Genomic DNA, 19,883 nt, shown 5'->3' with positions numbered 1-19,883 from the left:
GAGCGCGCACCACGTCGGGTCGTGGAGGCGTGTCCGGCTGAGAGGGCTCGTGACAAAGACGGGTTCCGAACGCCTGGCGCGGGACCTAGGTGGGCTGATCTTCAGCTGAGCGGGATGGCGCCGATCAGCCGCATGGCTGTCTACAGCTGCCGCCTCGCCAGCCGCCAGACCCGGTGGCTCTTCATCATCGACCTCCCGCCCGACGTCAACGGGCGGTGCTGCCAGCACAAGCGGCAGGGGTTCCCTAGCCAGGCCGCAGCCCTGAAGGCCGAGGAAGGGGAACCATCCCCGCGTGCTCGGAGAGCATGTCTGCGGCAGATGCGTTCGGTCTTGGTCGGCTGTCCTGCGGTGGCCGACCGGCTCTGCATCGGTTCGGTGCGGCGGATGAAAGGCTGTGGACATGGAGTTCCTCTGCTACCACCGCGACCGATCCGGCTCACTGGCGTTGCGTTACGAGCTAGGAGAACGCCATTGGGCGTACATGGATGGTTTTGAGCCTGAGCTCATCGCGCGTGGCCCGACCTTGGCGGATGATGACACTCCCACGGGGAGCCTTCACCTCGTGGATCTTCCCAATCCTGCCGCTGCGCGCGCGTTCGCCTTCGATGAGCCCAACTACCAGGCCGGCGTGTACCGAGACGTGCTGTTGCGGCGGTGGCGCAACTCGCTGGGACGCACCATGTGGGACTTTCCCGGAGGCCCGACGGGTGGCAGCCGTTACTTTGTGCTCGGCTTGGGCGAAGGGCCGGCCGCTGACCTCGCAGTGCCCGCGGGCCAGGATGATTTGATCGCGTACGGGCCGCTGCTGTCCGACGACGGCACGACGTGGGTGGGCACTGCGGTACTGATAGTCGCGCTGAATCCAGCCGAAGCACGTGCTGTTCTGACTCAGGAACGATACGCCACCATCGAGGTGCATCGCTGGACATTCGGTGGGCGACGATAGGCCAACGTCAACAACGGACGTTCTCAACTCGGCAGGACAAGGCGCCGGGTCGTCACAACCGACCACCGGGAACGCCTCCTGACCGATGAACGGAACTCCGGCGACGGATCCCGGCCGACCTGCCCGAGATCATGCGGCCGCGGCGGATGGTCGAGGATGCCCGCTCGGAGGCTGATGCCGACGCCGAGCTCGTCGCGCAGGCGCTGCTTCGCAGCCTTCGCTCGTTGCAGCCGAAGGCCGATGCCGTCTGGATGCTCGAGGATCGTCAGGCCGGTTCGACGGGCAGCCAGAGTTCACAGGTCGCAGTGCTGAAGTCGTTCGTAGGCTCGAACGCCGCGACGATCTCAGGACCTGGCCGCAGACACCATGGGTGGGACGGGAACCACGCGGCTGCGGCCGTGGCCCAGGCCTTCTGCACGGTCTGTGGGTGCGGCCCCGTGGTCCGGATGACCACCCATGTGCCGGCCGGAACTTCGATGATGTCGAGGCCGCCGGGGACCGGCGTACCCGGGGACACGGCGACCCCGTGAAGGTAGGTCAGCTCGCTGCCCTCGGCGTAGTCGGGGTCGAGATCGTCGCTGACCGCGAGCAGACCGCTCGGCTCAGTGTTGCCGAGAGCCTTCAACCGCAGGTGCTCCTCTGCCGGCAGTGCGGTGATGTGCCGCTGGATGTGCGGGTTGATACCGTGACCGATCAGCGGGACGCGGGCCGCGTGCCCCACCAGCCGGAACTCGGGATGGTCGACGATGCGGGTGTCCACGGGTTCGCTCCCTTCGACGGTCAGACGGAGTGCCGAGATCATCAAGCCGATCTCCGAGGTCCAGCTTGGGTGCAGCGCATCGGTGGGCACCCGATAGAAGCGGCGCGGATAGTGTCGGGTGATCGAGACCGGCGCCGCCGCACGATGGGGGCATGGACGACACGACCTTGGTTTCCCATTTTCTTCGCGACGGCTTCGTAAAGCTGGAGGGCGCCGTCGCGCCGCGCGTGGCTGCGGACTGTGCGCGGCTGCTGTGGCGGGAGACGGGCTGCGACCCGGACGATCCAGCGACGTGGACGCGGCCCGTGCACTGGGTGCCCGGCATGGCGCAGGGGCCCTTCGCCGCCGCTCCCAACTCCCCGTTCCTTCATCACGCGTACGACCTGCTCGTCGGCGCGGGACGCTGGGAGCCGCGCTACTCACTGGGCACGTTCCCGCTGCGCTTCCCGCACGAAGAGAAGCCGGCCGACGCGGGCTGGCACATCGAGGGCAGCTATCTGCCGGAGGGTGAGAGCTGGTACTTCACCAATGTGCGCTCCCGGGGCCGGGCACTGCTGATGCTGTTCCTGTTCAGTGAGGTCGGTGAGAAGGACGCCCCGACCCGGATCCGGGTCGGCTCACACCTCGACGTGCCGAAGGTGCTGGAGAAGTACGGGGAGGACGGAGCGAGCGGGCTGGCCCTTGCGCCCGACCTGGTGACGGCGTCCGAGCGTCGACCGCTCGCCCTCGCCACCGGATCTCCGGGTGACGTCTTTCTATGCCACCCGTTCCTGGTGCACGCGGCGCAACCACACCACGGAGCGCGGCCTCGCTTCATGGCCCAACCGCCGCTGATGCCGGCCGCACCGTACGAACTGGAGCGGGCCGACGGCGCATATTCACCCGTGGAGATTGCGATCCGTCGAGGTCTCGGATACGACGCCTTCGGAACGGACGGAGACGGCGTCGACCGCGGCGCCGAGGCGACTCGCTCGGTCCGTTCCTGAGCGCCTGGCCGGGGGAGGCGGTAATGGTTCTGCGAGTGAGTGGCCGCAATGCGCGGTACCAGAAATGGGAAGCTCTCCTCGGCAATCGGACCAAGCGGCAGCGACGCGGCGAGTTCCTCGTGCAGGGCGTACGCCCGATCACCATGGCCATCGAACACGGCTGGCAGATCCGGGAGCTGCTCTACGACTCCAGCGCTCAGCTGTCCGGCTGGGCGCGCGAGGCCCTGGACAAAGTCCGGGCCGAGAATTTCGCCGTCTCGCGTGAGCTGATGCACGAACTGGGCGGTAAGGCAGACACGGTTCCAGAGCTGCTGGCCGTGGTCGCGCTGCCGGAGGACAACCTGCGCCGTATCCCGGTCGGTCCGGCCATGCTCACCGTCGTGTTCGATCGGCCCACCAGCCCCGGCAATATCGGGACCCTCGTTCGGTCGGCGGACGCCTTCGGCGCCGGCGGCGTCATCGTCACCGGCCACGCCGCCGACGTGTACGACCCGAAGGCGGTCCGGGCGAGCACCGGCTCGCTGTTCGCCTTGCCCGTGGTCCGGGTGCCCTCCCATCAGGCCGTTCTCTCCTGGGTCGCTGATGTTCGCGCCGGCGGCATCGACATGAGCATCATGGGAGCCGATGAGCGCGGCATCCTCGACGCCGCCGAGTACGACTTCACACAGCCCACCCTGACGTTGATCGGCAACGAGACCACCGGCCTCAGCTCCGGCTGGCGCGAGGCATGTGATCAGCTCGTCCGGATCCCCATGTTCGGGTCCGCCAGCTCCCTGAACGCGGCGACCGCCGCGACTGTCGTGCTGTACGAATCGGCACGCCAGCGGACCGCCGCCGCCCGGCGGTAGCCGCGTACACGGCCTGCAACGCGGGAGGCGAAGATCGCGTCGCGCTACGCCATGAGCACCGCGTTCGGGCCAGGCTCAGGCGGGGAACGTCGGCACCTGTTTACGCTGGTCCACGCCGCCCGCTGGTCGATGCCCGCCCGGGTGAACCGCGATCCGGAGTGGGTGCCGGAGGGCGCACGGCGCCTGCTGCGGGTGATGGACATGCAACCGGCTCCCCTGACTCATCCCCGATTCGGTCGCCGAGCTCCTTCAACACTGCAAGGGTGCGCGACTCGATCAGCCGGTAACCGGCTTCGGCCGCCATGCGCAGCGCGATCTTGGCGTGCTCGCGAGCGGCATCGGGCTGCTCCGTGGCCAGGCACACCGCCGCCAGCCCCACCAGCGCACTCGCCTCGCACCACACGAACCGGGTCTCCCGGGCCAGGTCGAGCGCTCGGCGATGCTCCTCGGCTGCCTCCGCTGGCCGTTCAGCGGCCAGCAGCACGCGACCGTAAGCCTCACGTGCCCAGGCCTCGGTGCCGGCGTCGCCGATCTCTTGCGTCAGCGACACCGCATGTCGCGCGTCAGCGCAGGCGTCTGATGCGCGGCCGCTCATGGACCACAACAACGCACGTCCGCTGAGTGCCGTGGCCTCGCCGTACTGATAGCCCAGATCACGGTTGGCGACCAACGCCCGGTCGTACAACTCCTCGGCGGCTTCGCAGTCTCCACGGTCGCGGCGGATGCCCGCGAGGTCAACCAGAAGCACCGCCTCGTTGTACCGTGAGCCGCTTCGCTCCGCGCAGGCCAGTGCGTCCCGGATGTGCTGGTCCGCCTGTGACAGCGCGCCGAGCTGCCAGTGCGCGAAGCCGAGGTTGGCCAGCGACATGGCCTCGCCGCCGTCGTTGCGGTATTGCCGGTTGAGCTCCAGGGATCGTTGGGCGCAGTCGATTGCGGCTCGGGGGTTGCCGAGGCGCTGGTGCACCGCGCTGAGATTGTTCCACAGGGCCGTGCGCCCCTCCGGCCACCGGTCATGGGCGTTGATGCGGAGGCCGTCGAGGAGGTGCTGGCGGGCTTCCTCGTACCGGCCGGCGGTGACGTGGGCGAGGGCGAGGCTCAGGTGCATGCTGGCCTGGGCTGTCAGGTCGTTCGCAGCCTCCGCGGCGGCCAACCCTCTGGCGGCTGCGGACAGCCACTCGGCACGGCGTCCACGCTGGTGGAACCAGGCGCGTAGGGCGTCGGTGAGCTGCCAGACAAAGCGTGCGTGCCCGTGGTCGGCGGCGTGGTTGATCGCCGCGATGACATTGGCTGCCTCTGCGTCCAGCCACGCCAGCGCCTCGTCGGCATCGGGGAACGATTGTTGCGGGACCGGCCCGGGGAGCCTGAGGAAGTGGGGGATGAGTTGACGTCCGGCGGCGTCGGCCCTGCTGCGATAGTGCTCAAGCAGACGCTGCCGGGCGTCGTGACGGGTGGTGTCGTCGTCCTCCGTGACAAGCCGGTCCACGGCGTACTGGCGGAGCAGGTCGTGAAACCGGTATCTGTCGCCTCCCTGATGCTCGATCAGGTGGGCGGACGCGAGGGCGCGGAGTGTTCTCGTCGCGATGGGTGGCGCGACCCCATCGATCGCGGCGGCGACGTCGGCCGTGAAGCTGCCACCGGGTACCAGCCCGATGTGACGGAACATTCGTTGCTGAGCGGTGGGCAGGGCCCGGTATGACATCGCGAAGGCCTTCGTGACCGCGCCCTCGTCGGCACCGTCGACGGTCAGGCCGGTGAGGAGATCGCCCTCGTCGAGTTCCTCGGCCAGTCCAGCGATGTGGGGATGGCCGCTCGTCTGCAGGTTCGCTGCCGCTATCCGCAGCGCCAATGGCAGGTGCCCGCAGAGGTGGGCGAGGCGGGCCGCGGCACCGGCCTCGACCCGAACGGCCTCGTCCCCGAGCATCGCCGCCAGCAACCGCACGGAGTCCACCGGGCTGAGCACGCCCAGCAGCAGAGATCGGGCGCCGGCCCGGACGACCAGCTCACCGAGCCGACGACGGCTGGTAATCAGGACAGTGCCGCTGGGCGGGATCAGCGGTATCACCTGGTCAGCGTCCCGAGCATTGTCCAGCACCAGCAAAATCCTGCGTCCGGCCATCGTCGAGCGGAACAGCGAGACCCGGCCGTCCTGATCGTCCGGAACAACGCGGGGGTCGACACCGAGCCCGCCAAGTAGCTGTCCGAGCGCGGCGGACGGTGTGACGGGTGGACGCTCGACGTCGAAGCCGCGCAGGTCGATGAACATCTGACCGTCGGGGAAGGCGTCACGTATCCGATGCGCCCAGCGCACCGCCAGCGCCGTCTTTCCGACTCCGGGGATTCCGCTGAGAACCCAGACCGCCGTAGGGCCGGACTCGCCCGGCAGCTGGTCGAGATGGGCCATCTCGTCGGTTCTACCGATGAAACCCGGTACGTCCTGCGGCAGCTCTTCCGGACGGTGCCGGACGCTCGACCGATCGTCTACGCGCTCGGCCGGCGGAACGGGATCCCCTCTGAGGATCGACTGGTGCAGCCGGCTGAGCTCGCGTGACGGTTCCAGGCCGAGATCATCATGCAGCCGGGCGCGGAGATTGCGGTAGACCTCCGTTGCTCGATCGGCCTGCCCCTCGAGATACAGGGCTGTCATGAGCTGACCAACGAGGCGAGGCCGATAGGGCTGTGCGGCCACCTGGTCGGACACCTCGCGCACCACTCTCCTCGTGCGACCCAGTCGCAGCAGTGCGTCGGCACGGTCCTCCGCGGCCGTCCAACGGGCCTCCATGAGACCCGAACAGAGCAGTTGGCGTCCGGCGTCGTCGACCACGTCGAGCAGTGGCTCGCCCCGCCACAGGTCCAACGCCTGGTCCAGCAACTTCACTGTGGTGAGATCGTCGGAAGAACCTGCGGCCTGCTGCACGAGGGTGGAGAAGCGGTGTGCGTCGATGGTCGCCGGATCGGTGTGCAGCTGGTAGGCGCCGCGCTCGCTCAGTACCTGCGCGGACACACCGATCTGCCGGAAGGTCGCCCGTAGGCGCGAGATCATGGCCTGCACCGTCGCTCGTGCGCTGGGTGGGGGCGTCTGCGACCAGATCAGGTCGATGAGCCGGTCCGCCGGTACCGGTCGATTGGCCTCCAGGACGAGTGCCGCCAGGAGCAACCGGGGTTGTCGTCCTCCGATGGTGACGCGGACACCCTCGGACCAGATCTCCACCGGCCCGAGGACCCGAAACTCCATGTGCACATCCCTGCCGTCGCTGCGTGCGCTCCTCTGCAAGCATTTTGCAAGATCGCTGCATCCGCCAGTCCTGATGATGGTCGAGCACGCGGACAGCCAACGGGCGGTAAGAGCGTGCGCTTCGGGTCGCGGCCAGCACGGGGGTGGCCGCGACCGAAGGGCTAGGGGGAGCACTTCTCTCACCAAGGCGATTTCTCCGCATCGCCCGGGCCGCGATGCCTGCTGGCCGAGCACACGATCCACCGGCCGGACGCGCCGTCCACGTGACGGCATCGGCACCGGCCGGCCCATCGATAGAGGGAGTGCGATGAGAAACGCCCTGGCCCTGCTCAGCGCGACAGTCGTGCTGGCGGCGGCCGTATCGACCAGTGGCGCCGCGCAGGCCGCCCCCGATTCGGCCGGAGCGCCAGCCGCCGGCCGCGCCGTCGGAGCCGTCGCGCCGCCGCACGCCGAACCGCGAGTCGCCGCCCCGCCGGTCCCGCAACCGACGCCGTTCAAGGAGGCGCCGCTCAGCACCGCGACCGGCAGGACGGCCGCCCCGCCCGACTTCGGCCCCGGGGAACACGTGCTCTCGGCGTACCACCGGGGGAAGCTCTCCCACGACGACGCGGTGCGGTACGGCCTGGGCGCGGTGCGCTCGCCCCGGTCGGTGCCGGCGCACCTTCGACCGACCGGGGCCATTCACGACCCGCAGCGATATCTGACGTACCTGTCGATGCTGGCGGCGAGCGCCGATCCGGAGGCGGCGCGGACCATCGCGCCAGATGTCGCGGTGCCTGCCGGCGCCGCCACGGCCGCCGGCTACGACGACTGCGCCGCCGAACCGTACGACTACCTCGGCGTCACCTATCGCTGCCGGGCGTCGGCCGGCGAATTCCTCGTCCTCTACAACATCGCCGGTGGAGGCAGGCCGGGCATCCCGGCGGACGCCAACCCGAACGGCCGGGCGAAGGCGGTGCAGCATCTGCTGAATGCGCTCTCGATCGCCGTCGACGAGTATCGCGAGATGGGCTACCCGCTGCCCGTGCGGGACGGCAAGCCCTGGGTGCTGGTCTACGGCGTCGACGAGATTCCGATCGTCGGCGGGGTCGGCCTGCCCATCGACGCGCCGTTCGTCCTGCCGTTCGGCTTGAACCAGCAGGCGACCATGCTGGTGCCCAACGGGCAGGACGACTGGGACTACCTGCCGCGGCATGAGCTTTTCCACGTCATGCAGTACCAGTACTGGGATCGGTCCGACGTCGGCCTGGACTACCTGTCCCTCTTCGTGGGCGGCAAGGAGTTCGGCTCGATGAACTGGTGGATGGAGGCCACCGCGGAGTGGGCGACCCGCCAGACCTACGCCCGTGCGCCGTACGTGCCCATCCCCGGCGAGGAGAAGCTGTACGCCCGCAACGTCTACGACGTGCTCAGCAAGCCCGGGGCGGCACTCAACTCCTGGGGCGGGCTGGGCGGCGGTCCGCAGTACGGCGCGTTCCTGCTGCCGACCTACCTCACCGAGCAGGTCGATGCCTCCTTCGTGCGGCGCACCTGGGAAAGCGTCCGGGACCACGACCATCTGCCGATCGAGGCGATCCGGCACACGGCCGCGGGCTACGGCCTGAACGTCGCGGACATGCTGCTCAACTACCACATCGCCAACTATCGACTGGCCAAGGCGAACGCCGCGCCCGCACCGACGGTGGACGCCTGGCGCATCTACGGCTACTCCGACTCCGACGCGAGCCTGTGGCGCGACAACCTCAGCGGCGCGAGCGGGACGAGCGGCGACACTCTCGGGGGTGCCAGACCGGCCCGCAAGAGTCACTCGACGCCCGCCGGCACCCAGGTGGAGTACCAGGACATCCTGCGTAAGGGCGGCGCTGTCTACCACGACTTCCGCGCGGTCAAGAACTCCGGCGACGCGAGCTGCGGATACTGCTCGACCCTGCTCGTGGACACCACCAGGGACGCCAACCGCAGATCCGCCGTCGTCGTCTGGTCGCCGACGGGCAGCACCGGCACGCTGGCGAAGTACCCGAGCATCCACACCGTGCGCCATCCCGACGCGGGTGGACTGATCACGGTGCCGGACTTCGCGTACCCCATGGTGGCCACCCTGGTGACCACCTGGACCGAACTGGACATCCACTCCGCCGACGCGGACAACAGCCCGAAGACGTTCACCACGAATGTGGAGAGCGTGCTGCCACTCACGGCCCGTTCGTGTGCGCTGCGCCCGCTCTCGGTGCGCAGCGTCGAGACCACCGTCGAGCCGGAGGGCACCTTCAACCGGTACGCCGCCAGCACGCCGGACGGCTGGACCGGTGGCGACTCCACGTACTCGGTGAAGCTGCCCGACGGCCGAATCGTCTGGCTGTTCTCCGACACCTGGATGGGCCCGCTCAACAGCGACGGCACCCGCCCGGTGAGCGCACCCCTGGTCAACAACACCTTCGTCGTGCAGAACGGCGGCAGCCTCACCACCTACCAGGGCGGCACCGCCGGTGCGCCTCGGGCGTTGATGCCGCCGTCCGGGCCCGGTAAGTGGTACTGGGTCGGTGACGGCCACCTCTCGGGCGGACAACTTCAAGTGGTGTACCAGGAGTACGAGCGTTTCGGCTCCGGCGCCTGGGACTGGCGGTTCAACCGCAACGTCGTCGCCAACTTCGCCCTGTCCAACCTGCGGACCCCGGTCAGCGTCCGGGAGTTGCCCTCTGCCAGCGGGGTCGCCTGGGGATCGGGGCTGCTGCCGGCCAGCCGCAGCGGCGACGGCTACACCTACGTCTACGGCGTCGACGACTCCCCGATCAACAAGCAGATGCGCATCGCCCGGGTGTACGGCAGCGACCTCGCCAACGGCACCTGGCAGTACCACACGCCGTGGGGTTGGACGCTGCGGGAGCAGAACTCCCGCAACCTGCTGACCGGCATCGCCAACGAGTACAGCGTCACCCCCTGGGGCGGACAGTTCCTCCTCCTCAGCCAGGACAGCACCGAGGCGTTCAGCGGACAGATCAACGCCTGGACGTCCTGCTCACCGTACGGCCCCTTCACCCAGAAGACCCCGGTCTACCGCATGCCGGAACCCGGCCCATACGGCAGCTACTGGAACCCCAACGTCATCTCCTACAACGCCCACGTGCACCCGGCGCTCAGCTCCGGTGACACCTTCATCGCCTCCTACAACGTCAACAGCATGGACACCCGTGTCTCCCCGGACGCGGATCACTACCGCGATCCGGGCATCTACCGCCCCCGCTTCTTCCGATTCGTCCTCGGGTAACCGCTGCGGTTCCGCCGGGCGCCGGATGCACCCGGCGGAACCGTCGGGCATCACCGGCGCCGGTGCGTGCCTCCAAGAGCGCGACGCGACGTGGTCGCCGCCCATCGCCAGAGCTGGCAAAGGGCGGCGACCATTCGGCATTCGTCCAGGTGACGGTGGATCCTCGCGAGGTGCCCAGGGCACGTCGCGGCCAGAGCACTGATCTGATGGCCGATGCCCGATCACCGCCTCCTCGTGGATCGCTGCGCTGACCGTCCAATGTGGCTTCTTGTGGCTCATCCCTTGACTTACCTGGAAAGCGGGCGTAAACAAAGCACAAGCAAAACGAAACGGCGGTGAAACAACACGATGTACGCCGAAGAACGACAGCAGGAGATCCTTCGTATCGCCCGGGACGTGGGCCGCGTCGAGGTGGCCGGCTTGGCCGACGGACTCAACGTGACATCGGAGACCATCCGCCGCGATCTCACCATCCTGGAGCGGGCCGGGGTGCTCCGCCGGGTCCATGGTGGAGCGATCCCGGTTGAGCGACTCGGGTTCGAGCCCGCGCTGGCGGCGCGTGACGCGGTGCTCATCGAGGAGAAGGAGCGCATCGCCAAGCTCGCCCTGAGCGAGGTGCCCGAGGAGGGCGCGATCATCCTCGACGCCGGCACCACGACCGCCCGGCTGGCCCAGCTGCTGCCGGTCGACCGGGAGCTGACCGTCGTGGTCAACTCGCCGGTCATCGCCACGACCCTCGGTACCTACGCCAACCTCAACGTCCTGCTGTTGGGTGGGCGGGTCCGCGGGAAGACCCTGGCGACCGTCGACGACTGGGCGCTGTCGCCGTTGGCGGACCTCTACGTCGACGTTGCGTTCATCGGTACCAACGGCATTTCGGTCGAGCGCGGGCTGACCACCCCGGACCCGTCCGAGGCGGCGGTGAAGCGGGCGATGGTCCGAGCAGCCCGTCGCACGGTGGTGCTCGCCGATCACACCAAACTCGGCAACGACTATCTGGCCCGGTTCGCTGAGCTGGCCAACGTCGACCTGCTCATCACCGACAGCCGTGCCGACCGCGACCTGGTCGGTGACCTGGAGTCGGCAGGCGTCCGGGTGGTACGCGCATGATCGTCACCGTCACCCTCAACCCCAGCCTCGACCGGGCCGTGGAGGTCGACTCACTCACCCGGGGCGAGGTCATCCGGGCTGCCACAGCTCACCTCGACCCCGGCGGCAAGGGCGTCAACGTGTCCCGTGCCCTGCTGGCCAACGGGGTGCCGTCGGTAGCGGTGTTGCCGTCCGGCGGCGACGAGGGCAACCAGCTCATCCGCCTGCTCCAGGCGGAGGGCGTGGAGGTCCTCGCGGTGTCGATCTCCGGAAGGACCCGTTCCAACATCACCCTGGCCGAGCCCGACGGCACGGTCACCAAGATCAACGAGCCTGGCCCGGCCATGTGCCGCGCCGAGTTCGACGAGGTGATCGACCGTGTGCTCGCCCGCGCCAGCAGCGCCGACTGGGTCGTGCTGTGCGGCAGCGTCCCGCCCGGCCTGCCCGCTGACGCCTACGCTCAGTTGTGCCGCAAGCTGCGCGCCGCCGGTGTCCGGGTCGCCGTCGACACCAGCGGTCCTGCCCTGCGCGAGGCCGCCCTCGCCGGGGCGACGGTGCTCAAGCCCAACCGTGACGAACTGGCCGACGTGGTCGGCACCCCGCTGACTGACCTCGACGACGTGGTCGATGCCGCTCAGTGCCTGCGGAAATGGGGAGCCGGCACCGTCGTGGCCAGCCTCGGCGCTGACGGCGCTGTCCTGGTCGACGCCGACGGCGTCCGCACCGGCACCTGTCCGGTCGCCCGGCCCCGCAGCACAGTCGGTGCCGGCGACGCGCTGCTCGCCGGTTTCCTCGCTGCGGGCGCCCAGGGTGCCACCGCTCTCGCCGAGGGCCTCGCCTGGGGTGCCGCCGCGGTGAGCCTGCCTGGCAGCCGGATGCCCGGCCCCGCAGACCTGTTCCGCCACCACGTCACCATCCACCCCTAGCCGGACGAGCTTCTTCCCCCGCGGCCGTCTGGTCCCCCCCTCGATGAAGGAGATACCCCCGTGACCTCCTCCTCCTACACACCAGAGGTACAGGGCCAGGGCCTCAGGGCCACTGTGCAACGCCTCGGCGGCTACCTGGCCGCGATGGTCATGCCCAACATCGGCGCGTTCATCGCCTGGGGCCTGATCACCGCGATGTTCATCCCGACCGGCTGGATCCCCAACAAGACCCTGGCCGAACTGGTCGGCCCGATGATCAGCATCCTGCTACCGGTGCTCATCGGCTACACCGGCGGCCGGCTGGTCCACGGCCAGCGCGGTGCCGTCGTGGGTGCGGTGGCGACAATGGGCCTCGTCGTCGGCGCAGACGTGCCGATGATCCTCGGCGCGATGATCATCGGACCACTCACGGCGTACGTCCTCAAGCTGTTCGACGGCCTGGTCGAGAACAGGATCCGTCCCGGCTTCGAGATGCTCGTCGACAACTTCAGCGCCGGCATCATCGGCGCCGCGATGGCCATCGGCGGCGTCTACGGCATCGGCCCGGTGGTCGAATGGCTCACCAAGCAGGCCGGCTCGGGCGTCGACTGGCTCGTCGGCAAGGACCTGCTGCCGCTGACCTCGGTGCTCGTCGAACCCGCCAAGGTGCTCTTCCTCAACAACGCCATCAACCACGGCGTGTTCGGCCCGCTGGGCATCGCCGAGGCGGCCGACAAGGGCAAATCGATCCTGTTCATGATCGAGTCGAACCCCGGCCCCGGCCTCGGTCTGCTGCTCGCCTTCATGGTCTTCGGCCCCCGCGCGCTGCGACCCAGCGCCCCGGCCGCGATCATCGTGCAGTTCCTCGGCGGCATCCACGAGATCTACTTCCCGTACGTGCTGATGAAGCCGAAGCTGATCCTCGCCATGATCGCCGGGGGCGCGGCCGGCGTCGGCACCTTCGTCATCACCGGTGCGGGGCTGGTCGCCACCCCCTCGCCGGGCAGCATCTTCGCGTACCTCGCGGTGACCCCCAAGGGCGGCCACTTCGGGGTCGTTCTCGGCGTCGTGGTCGCCGCCGCCGTCACCTTCGCGGTCGCCTCGGCCCTGCTCGGCTTCGGGCGCGGCGAGCCCGTCGAGGACGCTGTCGGCCCTGACGAGGAGACGGCTGTCCGCCCAGATGAGGACAAGGCCGTCGACCCCGACGTGACCCTCGACAAGTCGGCGAAGCAGGAGGTCTGAACACATGTCCACCATCAACGGCACCGAGATCAAGAAGGTCGTCGTGGCCTGCGACGCCGGCATGGGCAGCAGCGTGATGCTGGCCAGCCAACTTCGGCGGCAACTGGCAAAGAACGCGGTGACCGTCGAGCACACGCCGGTCAACTCGATCCCGGCGGACGCGGACGTCATCATCTGCCACCAGGGGCTCGCCGCGCGGGCCCGGGTCAGCGCGCCCGACACGGTGATCGTGCCGATCCAGGTGTTCATCGGCGACCCGGCCGTCACCAGGGTCGTGAACGCGGTGCAGCGCGGCGGTGAGCTCAGTGGCTGAGCTGCTGGCCCGTGACGCCATCCGGCTCGACGAGCGGGCCGGATCGCGGGACGAGGCGATCAGCCGCTGCGGCGCGGTACTCGTCGAGGTCGGCGCGGTAGCCCCGGCGTACGTGGACGCGATGCTCGCCCGCGAGCAGAGCGTCTCCACGTACATCGGGGAGGGCGTCGCCATCCCGCACGGCACGCTGAACAGCAAGGAGTCGGTCCAGCGCGACGCCCTCGCGGTGCTGCGCTTCCCAGCAGGTGTCGACTGGGATGGCTTCGACGTGCGGGTCTGCGTCGCCATCGCGGCGGCCGGCGACGGGCACGTGGACATCCTCGCCCAGCTCGCCTCCGTGCTGATGGACCCGGCGCAGGCGCAGCGGCTACGAGAGTCGACGAGCGTCGATGACGTGATCACTATCCTTGAGGGGAACCCAACGTGAAGGTCGTCCGATTCCACGCACCCGGTGACGTCCGTATCGAGGACGCGCCCGAGCCCACGGCGGGCCCCACCGACGTGAAGATCCGGGTCCGGGCGTGCTCCACCTGCGGTACCGACGTGAAGATCTCCCGCTTCGGCCACCACCACATCGCCCCGCCGCGCGTCATGGGCCACGAGATCGCCGGCGAGATCACCGAGGTCGGTGGTGACGTCACCGACTGGCGGCCCGGGGACCGGGTCCAGGTCATCGCCGCCATCCCCTGCGGTACGTGCGCCGAGTGCCGGCGCGGCCGGATGACCGTGTGCCCCAACCAGGTGTCGATGGGATACCACTTCGACGGCGGGTTCGCCGAATACATGGTCGTGCCGCACCACGTCCTCGCCGTCGACGGGCTCAACCGGATCCCCGAGGGACTCAGCTTCGCCGAGGCGTCCGTCGCCGAGCCCCTCGCCTGCGTCCTCAACGGCCAGAACCTCGCCGGTGTGGGGGAGGGCGACGACGTGGTCGTCGTGGGCTCCGGGCCGATCGGCTGCCTGCATGTCCGCCTAGCCCGGGCACGCGGCGCGGCCCGGGTGTTCCTCGTCGACCTCAACCGCGAACGCCTCGACCTGGCCGCCAACCTGGTGCAGCCGGACGCGGCGATCTGCGGCGCCGAGACCGACGTCGTCGACGCGGTGCTCAAGCTCACCGAGGGCCGGGGAGCCGACGTCGTCATCACCGCCACGGCCGCTGGCGTCGCCCAGGAGCAGGCGGTGCAGATGACCGCGCGGCAGGGCCGGATCAGCTTCTTCGGCGGCCTGCCGAAGGACAAGCCGGTCATCTCCCTGGACTCCAACCTCGTGCACTACCGCGAACTGACCATCGTCGGCGCCAACGGCTCCAGCCCGGAACACAACAAGGAGGCGCTGCGACTCATCGCCGACGGCTCCGTGCCGGTCGCCGATCTCATCACCCACCGCCTGCCGCTCGACCGCGCCCTCGACGCCTTCGGCATCGTGGCGCGGGGCGAAGCGATCAAGGTGACGATCGAACCGTAGGAGGATCCGTTGCCCACCAGAACAATCCTCGTCGGCTCCGCCAGCGGGCTGCACGCCCGCCCGGCGGCGCTGTTCGTCGCCGAGGCGGCGAAACAGTCGGTGCTGGTCACCATCCGCACCGGCGACAAGAAAGCCGTGCCGGCCCGCAGCATGCTCGGCGTGCTGTCGCTCGGCGCCAAGAAGGGCACCGAGGTCACGCTGGAGGCCGACGGCGACGGCGCGCAGGCCGCCGTCGACACTCTGGCCGACCTCCTCGAACGTGATCTGGACGCCGTCGATGCGTGAACTTCGGGGAATCGGGGCCAGCCCCGGTGGTGCGGCGGGGCCGGTCTACCGGCTGGCCCCGCCGCCTGCCCTGCCGCCGTTGGCGGAAACCGTTGATCCCGCTGCCGAGAAGGCGGCCGTGCGGGAAGCAGTCCTCGCCGTCGCCGCCGACCTGACCCGTCGCGCCGACACCGCCATGGATGCGACCGCCGCCGAGGTCCTGCGCGCCCAGGTCATGATGGCGCAGGACGAGACTCTGATCGACGCGGCCGACATCGCCATCGACGACGGCGCGGACGCTCCGCACGCGCTCACCGACGTGCTCGCCGGGCACCGCGCCGCCTTCGAAGCCGCGGGCGGTTACCTCGCCGAGCGGGTCAGCGACCTCGACGACCTGCGGGACCGCCTCGTCGCGGCGTGCCTCGGGCAGCCGATGCCGGGCGTGCCGGACCCCGGCCACCCGTACCTGCTCATCGCCAGCGACCTGGCGCCCGCCGACACCGCCGGTCTCGAACCGGACCTGGTGCTGGGCCTGGTCACGGCCGAGGGCGGGCCGACCAGCCACACCGCGATCCTGGCCCGGACCCTCGGCATCCCGGCCGTGGTCCGCTGTGCGGGCATCCTGGACGTGGACGACGGCGCGTTGGCCAGTCTCGACGGCGCGAGCGGCGTCGTGGTGGCCGGCGTCTCCGCCGAGACGGTGCGCACCGTCAACGCGGAGCGGCTCGCGGAGATCGAACGCCGCGCGCGCTCCCAAGGCCCCGGACGGACCAGGGATGGCCATCCTGTCGCGCTACTGGCCAACATCGGCTCGGCGCGCGACCTCACCGGCGAGGTTGAAGGCGTCGGCCTGTTCCGCACCGAGCTTCTCTACCTCGACCGCAGCGACCCGCCGTCGCACGAAGAGCAGGTCGCCGCGTATCGCGACGTCTTCGCCGCGCTGCCCGGCCGCAAGGTCGTCGTGCGTACCCTCGACGCCGGGGCCGACAAGCCGCTGCCGTTCCTGCGTCTGGCCGATGAACCCAACCCCGCGCTGGGTGTCCGCGGTCTTCGGGTCGCACGGCAGACACCTACCGTGCTCACCACGCAGCTGGAGGCGATCTCGGTGGCGGCCGCGGCGACGGACGCCGACGTGTGGGTGATGGCGCCGATGGTCGCCACTGCGGCGGAGGCGGCCGCGTTCACCGAGTCCTGCCACGAGTACGGCCTGCCGACCGCCGGCGTGATGATCGAGGTGCCGGCCGCAGCCCTGCGCGCCGGCCAGGTGCTGCGCCACGTGGATTTCCTCAGCGTCGGCACCAACGACCTCAGCCAGTACACGTTCGCCGCCGACCGCATGTGCGGCGACCTCGCTGACCTGCTCGACCCGTGGCAGCCCGCCCTGATCGCGCTCCTCGCCTCCTGCGCGACGGCCGGCGTCGAGGCGGGCAAGCCAGTTGGCGTGTGTGGAGAGTCCGCAGCGGATCCCAATTTCGCTCTGGTGCTGGCGGGCCTGGGCATCACCAGCCTGTCCATGGCTCCCCGCAGCATCCCGGCGGTGCGCGAGTCCCTGGCCGCGCACACCCTGGACGAGTGCCGCCAGATCGCCGAGGCGGCCCTTGCTGCCCCCAGCCCGGAGGCAGCCCGGGCGACGGTGGCGGTGCTTCGCTCCAGCTCCGGGCGGGCGACGGCATCAAGCCGAGGTTCGGCCTGAGCTGGCGCCAGGTGATGACCCGGGCGCGGTGGTGGCGGGTCGTCGGTCGAGCGCGACAGTCGCTCACCTGGAGCTCTCGCCCGATATAGGGCGGGCGGTGGCGTGCCGCGCGCAGAGACCTGAGCGAGAATGGGCCAGTTCGAACCGCAACCCTGAAAGGACCCTCCCTTGGCCGGTGGACTCGTAGCCCTGCTGGATGACGTGGCGGTGCTGGCCCGGGCCGCTGCCGCGTCAATCGATGACATCGGGGCGGCCGCCGCGAAGGCCGGCGCCAAGGCTGCGGGTGTCGTCGTCGACGATGCTGCCGTCACGCCGCAGTACGTGCGGAGCCTGGCGGCCGAGCGCGAGTTGCCGATCATCAAGCGCATTGCCGTGGGGTCGCTGCGCAACAAGTTCTTCATCATCCTGCCGGCGGTGCTGCTGCTCAGTCAGTTCGTGCCTTGGCTGCTCACTCCGATCCTCATGCTCGGCGGCGCCTACCTCTGTTATGAAGGCGCGGAGAAGGTGTGGGCCAAGATCGCCCATCACGGTGCCTCCGGCGGGGGCGAGGAGAAGGTGCAGGACGAGACGACACTGGTGTCTGGGGCGGTACGAACCGACCTGATCCTCTCGGCGGAGATCATGGTCATCAGCCTTAACGAGGTGATCGATGAGGCGTTCTGGTCCCGCCTGGTGATCCTGGCTGTCGTCGCCGTCCTCATAACCGTCCTGGTGTACGGCGTGGTGGCCCTGATCGTAAAGATGGACGACGCCGGGCTGCGGCTGTCGCAACGTTCCGGCGCCGTCGCCACGTTCGGCCGTGGTCTGGTGAGGGCGATGCCGGTGGTCCTCACCGTGCTGACGGTAGTCGGCACCGCGGCGATGCTGTGGGTGGGCGGGCACATCCTGCTGCTGGGCACGAACGAGCTGAACCTGCACTTCCTGTACGAGGCCGTGCACCACGTGGAGGTCGCCGCCCACGACGCCACAGGTGTTCTCGGCGGGCTCGTCGGCTGGCTCGTCAACACGGTGGCCAGCGCGATCCTCGGGCTGATCGTCGGAGCGCTGGTCGTGCTGGTCATGACTCTCACGCTCCACCGCCGCACATCCAAGGCTGCGGCTGCGGCGGCCACGACTCGTACTGACGGCACGATCCCCGCGCCGCTGAGCCGTGCAGCTCGGCGTCGCGACGCTCCTGCGGACCGGGCGCCGCGCGGTTGACCGCAAAATCACCGCAACTCGACCACGGGGGTCAGGCGTTCTGGTGCTGAACCCCTTTGGTACTCCAGCCGCACCCGGTCGAGTCGGATGACTGGTCGGCTGGTTACTCACCTGGGCCGCCACCGGTTCGGTTCGAGGCGACCCGAGCGGACTCCCCGGGGGAGCCGACGTGCCGTTATCCGGGACGCCGACCCCACCGGCAAGGACGTCCAGCCCCTTCTGGCTGCTGACCTCTTCGGCTTATCCGAAAAGGCCACCACAGCTAGGCCTGCGCGAGCTTCAGAGTTGCGTTGAGCGTCAACGGCTGTGGGGCAATGGGTCGTGTAGTCCCACCGACACGTACCCCCATGCCTGAGGTTTGGGCTGTGTTGTGGTGGACGAGCCGCGCGGGTCAGGAGTCCTCCGTCATCAGCCGTTGCATGACGGGTTCGTACCGGCGCAAGGGCCGCAGCAGGGCTTCGCCGAGGCCATCGACCGGCACATTGAGGAACACTTCGGGCCTGTCGATTTCGTCTACCACGAGATTGCGTCGCACCTGGTCGGCGTGCATGTCTATGTCGTGGCACCGACCGAGGAACGCCCCTACCGGACGCTGGTCACGTCTGGGATGAGTGACCTGCCGATGACGGTCCCCGAGGGCCATGGCATCAGCCCGTACGCCGAACTGATGCTGTGCCTGCCGGCGGACTGGCCGCTGACTCGGCTGACCGGGCTGGACGATGATCCGGCTGGCTGGCCGCTGCGAGTCCTCAAGCAGGTGGCCCGGCTGCCGCACGAGTATGGGAGCTGGGTCGGCGAATGGCATTCCGTGCCGAACGGCGATCCCGCGGAGCCGTACGCCACGGACACCCCGTTCGCAGGAGTCGTTGTCACGCCGATGTTGCGTGTGCCGCCTGAGGCTCGCACGATCGCGGTGCCCGGCGGCATACAGATCGCGTTGCTCGCGCTGATTCCTCTGCACCCAGAGGAGATAGCGGTCAAGATCGAACATGGCACAGGCGCACTCATCGAAGTGCTCGACCGTGGCCGCGTGACCGAATTGCTGGAGCCGCGCCGACCCTCGTACGCCTGACGGCTCGACCCTGCACGTACCGGCCCAAAGTTCGCCGAGCAGGGCTTCTGCCGCGATCGGCTTGGCCCAAGTTGTCGCAGATCGGTTGGCGGACATGTGTTGCGCATCAGTCGACGGAGGACGCGTTGGCAGTTGGCTGTCCGGTCTCGGGACCTGCGTGACGGATCGGTATCAGGATCAGGTTCGCTTGGCGCGGCCGGTCTGTTGTGCGAACGCCGTGCTCATTCTGTGCGCCGACACCTACCTCGCCGTCACCACTGCCCACGTCCAGAAGGAGGCACCGAATCCGACGATGTCCTCATGCCACTTACCCTCGGTGAGGTCCGACGTCTCCGGGCATACCTGATCACCATTGGCCGATCCTTCGGCCGCTTCAATCGATTGTCATGGACCGGGACGATCCGTCGTCTGAGCTGCGGGCCGGCACGCGCCGGGCGGCGCGGCGTCGTCCGGGGCCCGGTTGGTGTCGGCCGGGCTTTCGTCATCGGTGGTCTAACTATCCGTGGCATTGGTCTGACTTTTCGTTGACTGGTACAGAAGTCGCCGCTAGGGTCGACGCATGTCTATGGCTGATCTGGCAACGACATCCCATGGGCTTACCTCC

General features: G+C 69.2%; 16 protein-coding genes. 14 read left to right on the top strand and 2 right to left on the bottom strand.

The window, feature by feature from the left end; all coding sequences use genetic code 11:
* Window positions 1-400 precede the first annotated feature (400 nt).
* Window positions 401-946 carry a YciI family protein gene (locus tag QSK15_RS22095; RefSeq protein ID WP_285796068.1) on the top strand — a complete coding sequence of 182 codons (546 nt, stop codon included), beginning with the start codon at window positions 401-403 and terminating at the stop codon, window positions 944-946.
* A gap of 265 nt (window positions 947-1,211) precedes the next feature.
* Here the strand turns inward: QSK15_RS22095 and QSK15_RS22090 are convergent, their stop codons facing one another.
* Window positions 1,212-1,706 carry a GyrI-like domain-containing protein gene (locus QSK15_RS22090; RefSeq protein ID WP_285796067.1) on the bottom strand — a complete coding sequence of 165 codons (495 nt, stop codon included), beginning with the start codon at window positions 1,704-1,706 and terminating at the stop codon, window positions 1,212-1,214.
* A 152-nt stretch (window positions 1,707-1,858) separates the two neighbouring features.
* On the opposite strand from QSK15_RS22090, the gene QSK15_RS22085 reads away from it, so the two are divergent.
* Both QSK15_RS22085 and QSK15_RS22080 read left to right on the top strand, forming a co-directional pair.
* Window positions 1,859-2,692 carry a phytanoyl-CoA dioxygenase family protein gene (locus QSK15_RS22085; RefSeq protein ID WP_285796066.1) on the top strand — a complete coding sequence of 278 codons (834 nt, stop codon included), beginning with the start codon at window positions 1,859-1,861 and terminating at the stop codon, window positions 2,690-2,692.
* Window positions 2,693-2,715: 23 nt separating this feature from the next.
* Complete coding sequence (locus QSK15_RS22080; protein WP_285796065.1) at window positions 2,716-3,540, top strand: TrmH family RNA methyltransferase; 825 nt, start codon at window positions 2,716-2,718, stop codon at window positions 3,538-3,540.
* Window positions 3,541-3,640: 100 nt separating this feature from the next.
* Here QSK15_RS22080 and QSK15_RS22075 read toward each other — a convergent pair whose 3' ends face one another.
* Window positions 3,641-6,580: an ATP-binding protein gene (locus QSK15_RS22075; protein WP_352232206.1), complete on the bottom strand. Its 2,940-nt coding sequence runs from the start codon at window positions 6,578-6,580 to the stop codon at window positions 3,641-3,643.
* 499 nt (window positions 6,581-7,079) lie between these two features.
* On the opposite strand from QSK15_RS22075, the gene QSK15_RS22070 reads away from it, so the two are divergent.
* From QSK15_RS22070 to QSK15_RS22020, 11 genes are all read left to right on the top strand, one after another.
* Window positions 7,080-10,037, top strand: coding sequence for a DUF5005 domain-containing protein (locus tag QSK15_RS22070; RefSeq protein WP_285796064.1), 2,958 nt, complete (start codon window positions 7,080-7,082; stop codon window positions 10,035-10,037).
* Window positions 10,038-10,385: 348 nt separating this feature from the next.
* Complete coding sequence (locus tag QSK15_RS22065) at window positions 10,386-11,147, top strand: DeoR/GlpR family DNA-binding transcription regulator (protein WP_285796063.1); 762 nt, start codon at window positions 10,386-10,388, stop codon at window positions 11,145-11,147.
* Entirely contained in the window at window positions 11,144-12,052 is a 909-nt protein-coding gene (gene pfkB, locus QSK15_RS22060; RefSeq protein WP_285796062.1) for a 1-phosphofructokinase, read from the top strand. The genes QSK15_RS22065 and pfkB overlap by 4 nt, the downstream gene beginning before the upstream one ends.
* A gap of 60 nt (window positions 12,053-12,112) precedes the next feature.
* Window positions 12,113-13,273, top strand: coding sequence for a mannitol-specific PTS transporter subunit IIC (gene mtlA, locus QSK15_RS22055; RefSeq protein WP_285796061.1), 1,161 nt, complete (start codon window positions 12,113-12,115; stop codon window positions 13,271-13,273).
* A gap of 4 nt (window positions 13,274-13,277) precedes the next feature.
* On the top strand, window positions 13,278-13,586 hold the full coding sequence (locus tag QSK15_RS22050) for a PTS sugar transporter subunit IIBC family protein (RefSeq protein ID WP_030328522.1): 309 nt from the start codon (window positions 13,278-13,280) through the stop codon (window positions 13,584-13,586).
* The gene (locus QSK15_RS22045) at window positions 13,579-14,013 is read left to right on the top strand and encodes a PTS mannitol transporter subunit IIA (RefSeq protein ID WP_285796060.1); all 435 of its coding nucleotides are present in this window, start codon (window positions 13,579-13,581) and stop codon (window positions 14,011-14,013) included. The genes QSK15_RS22050 and QSK15_RS22045 overlap by 8 nt, the downstream gene beginning before the upstream one ends.
* Window positions 14,010-15,050 carry a zinc-dependent dehydrogenase gene (locus QSK15_RS22040; RefSeq protein ID WP_285796059.1) on the top strand — a complete coding sequence of 347 codons (1,041 nt, stop codon included), beginning with the start codon at window positions 14,010-14,012 and terminating at the stop codon, window positions 15,048-15,050. The genes QSK15_RS22045 and QSK15_RS22040 overlap by 4 nt, the downstream gene beginning before the upstream one ends.
* A gap of 9 nt (window positions 15,051-15,059) precedes the next feature.
* Window positions 15,060-15,335, top strand: a complete 276-nt coding sequence (locus tag QSK15_RS22035) for an HPr family phosphocarrier protein (RefSeq protein WP_285796058.1) — start codon at window positions 15,060-15,062, stop codon at window positions 15,333-15,335.
* Window positions 15,328-17,007 carry a phosphoenolpyruvate--protein phosphotransferase gene (ptsP, locus tag QSK15_RS22030; protein ID WP_285796057.1) on the top strand — a complete coding sequence of 560 codons (1,680 nt, stop codon included), beginning with the start codon at window positions 15,328-15,330 and terminating at the stop codon, window positions 17,005-17,007. Before QSK15_RS22035 ends, ptsP begins: the two co-directional genes overlap by 8 nt.
* Before the next feature lie 168 nt (window positions 17,008-17,175).
* Window positions 17,176-18,207, top strand: coding sequence for a DUF808 domain-containing protein (locus QSK15_RS22025; protein WP_285796056.1), 1,032 nt, complete (start codon window positions 17,176-17,178; stop codon window positions 18,205-18,207).
* Window positions 18,208-18,580: 373 nt separating this feature from the next.
* Complete coding sequence (locus QSK15_RS22020; RefSeq protein ID WP_285796055.1) at window positions 18,581-19,279, top strand: suppressor of fused domain protein; 699 nt, start codon at window positions 18,581-18,583, stop codon at window positions 19,277-19,279.
* The last annotated feature ends 604 nt before the right edge of the window (window positions 19,280-19,883 follow it).

The organism is Micromonospora sp. NBRC 107095 (assembly GCF_030269705.1).
GTDB lineage: Bacteria > Actinomycetota > Actinomycetes > Mycobacteriales > Micromonosporaceae > Micromonospora > Micromonospora parva.
The sequence above is the reverse complement of the archived record's forward strand: the minus strand, read 5'-3'. Positions and strand labels throughout refer to the sequence as shown.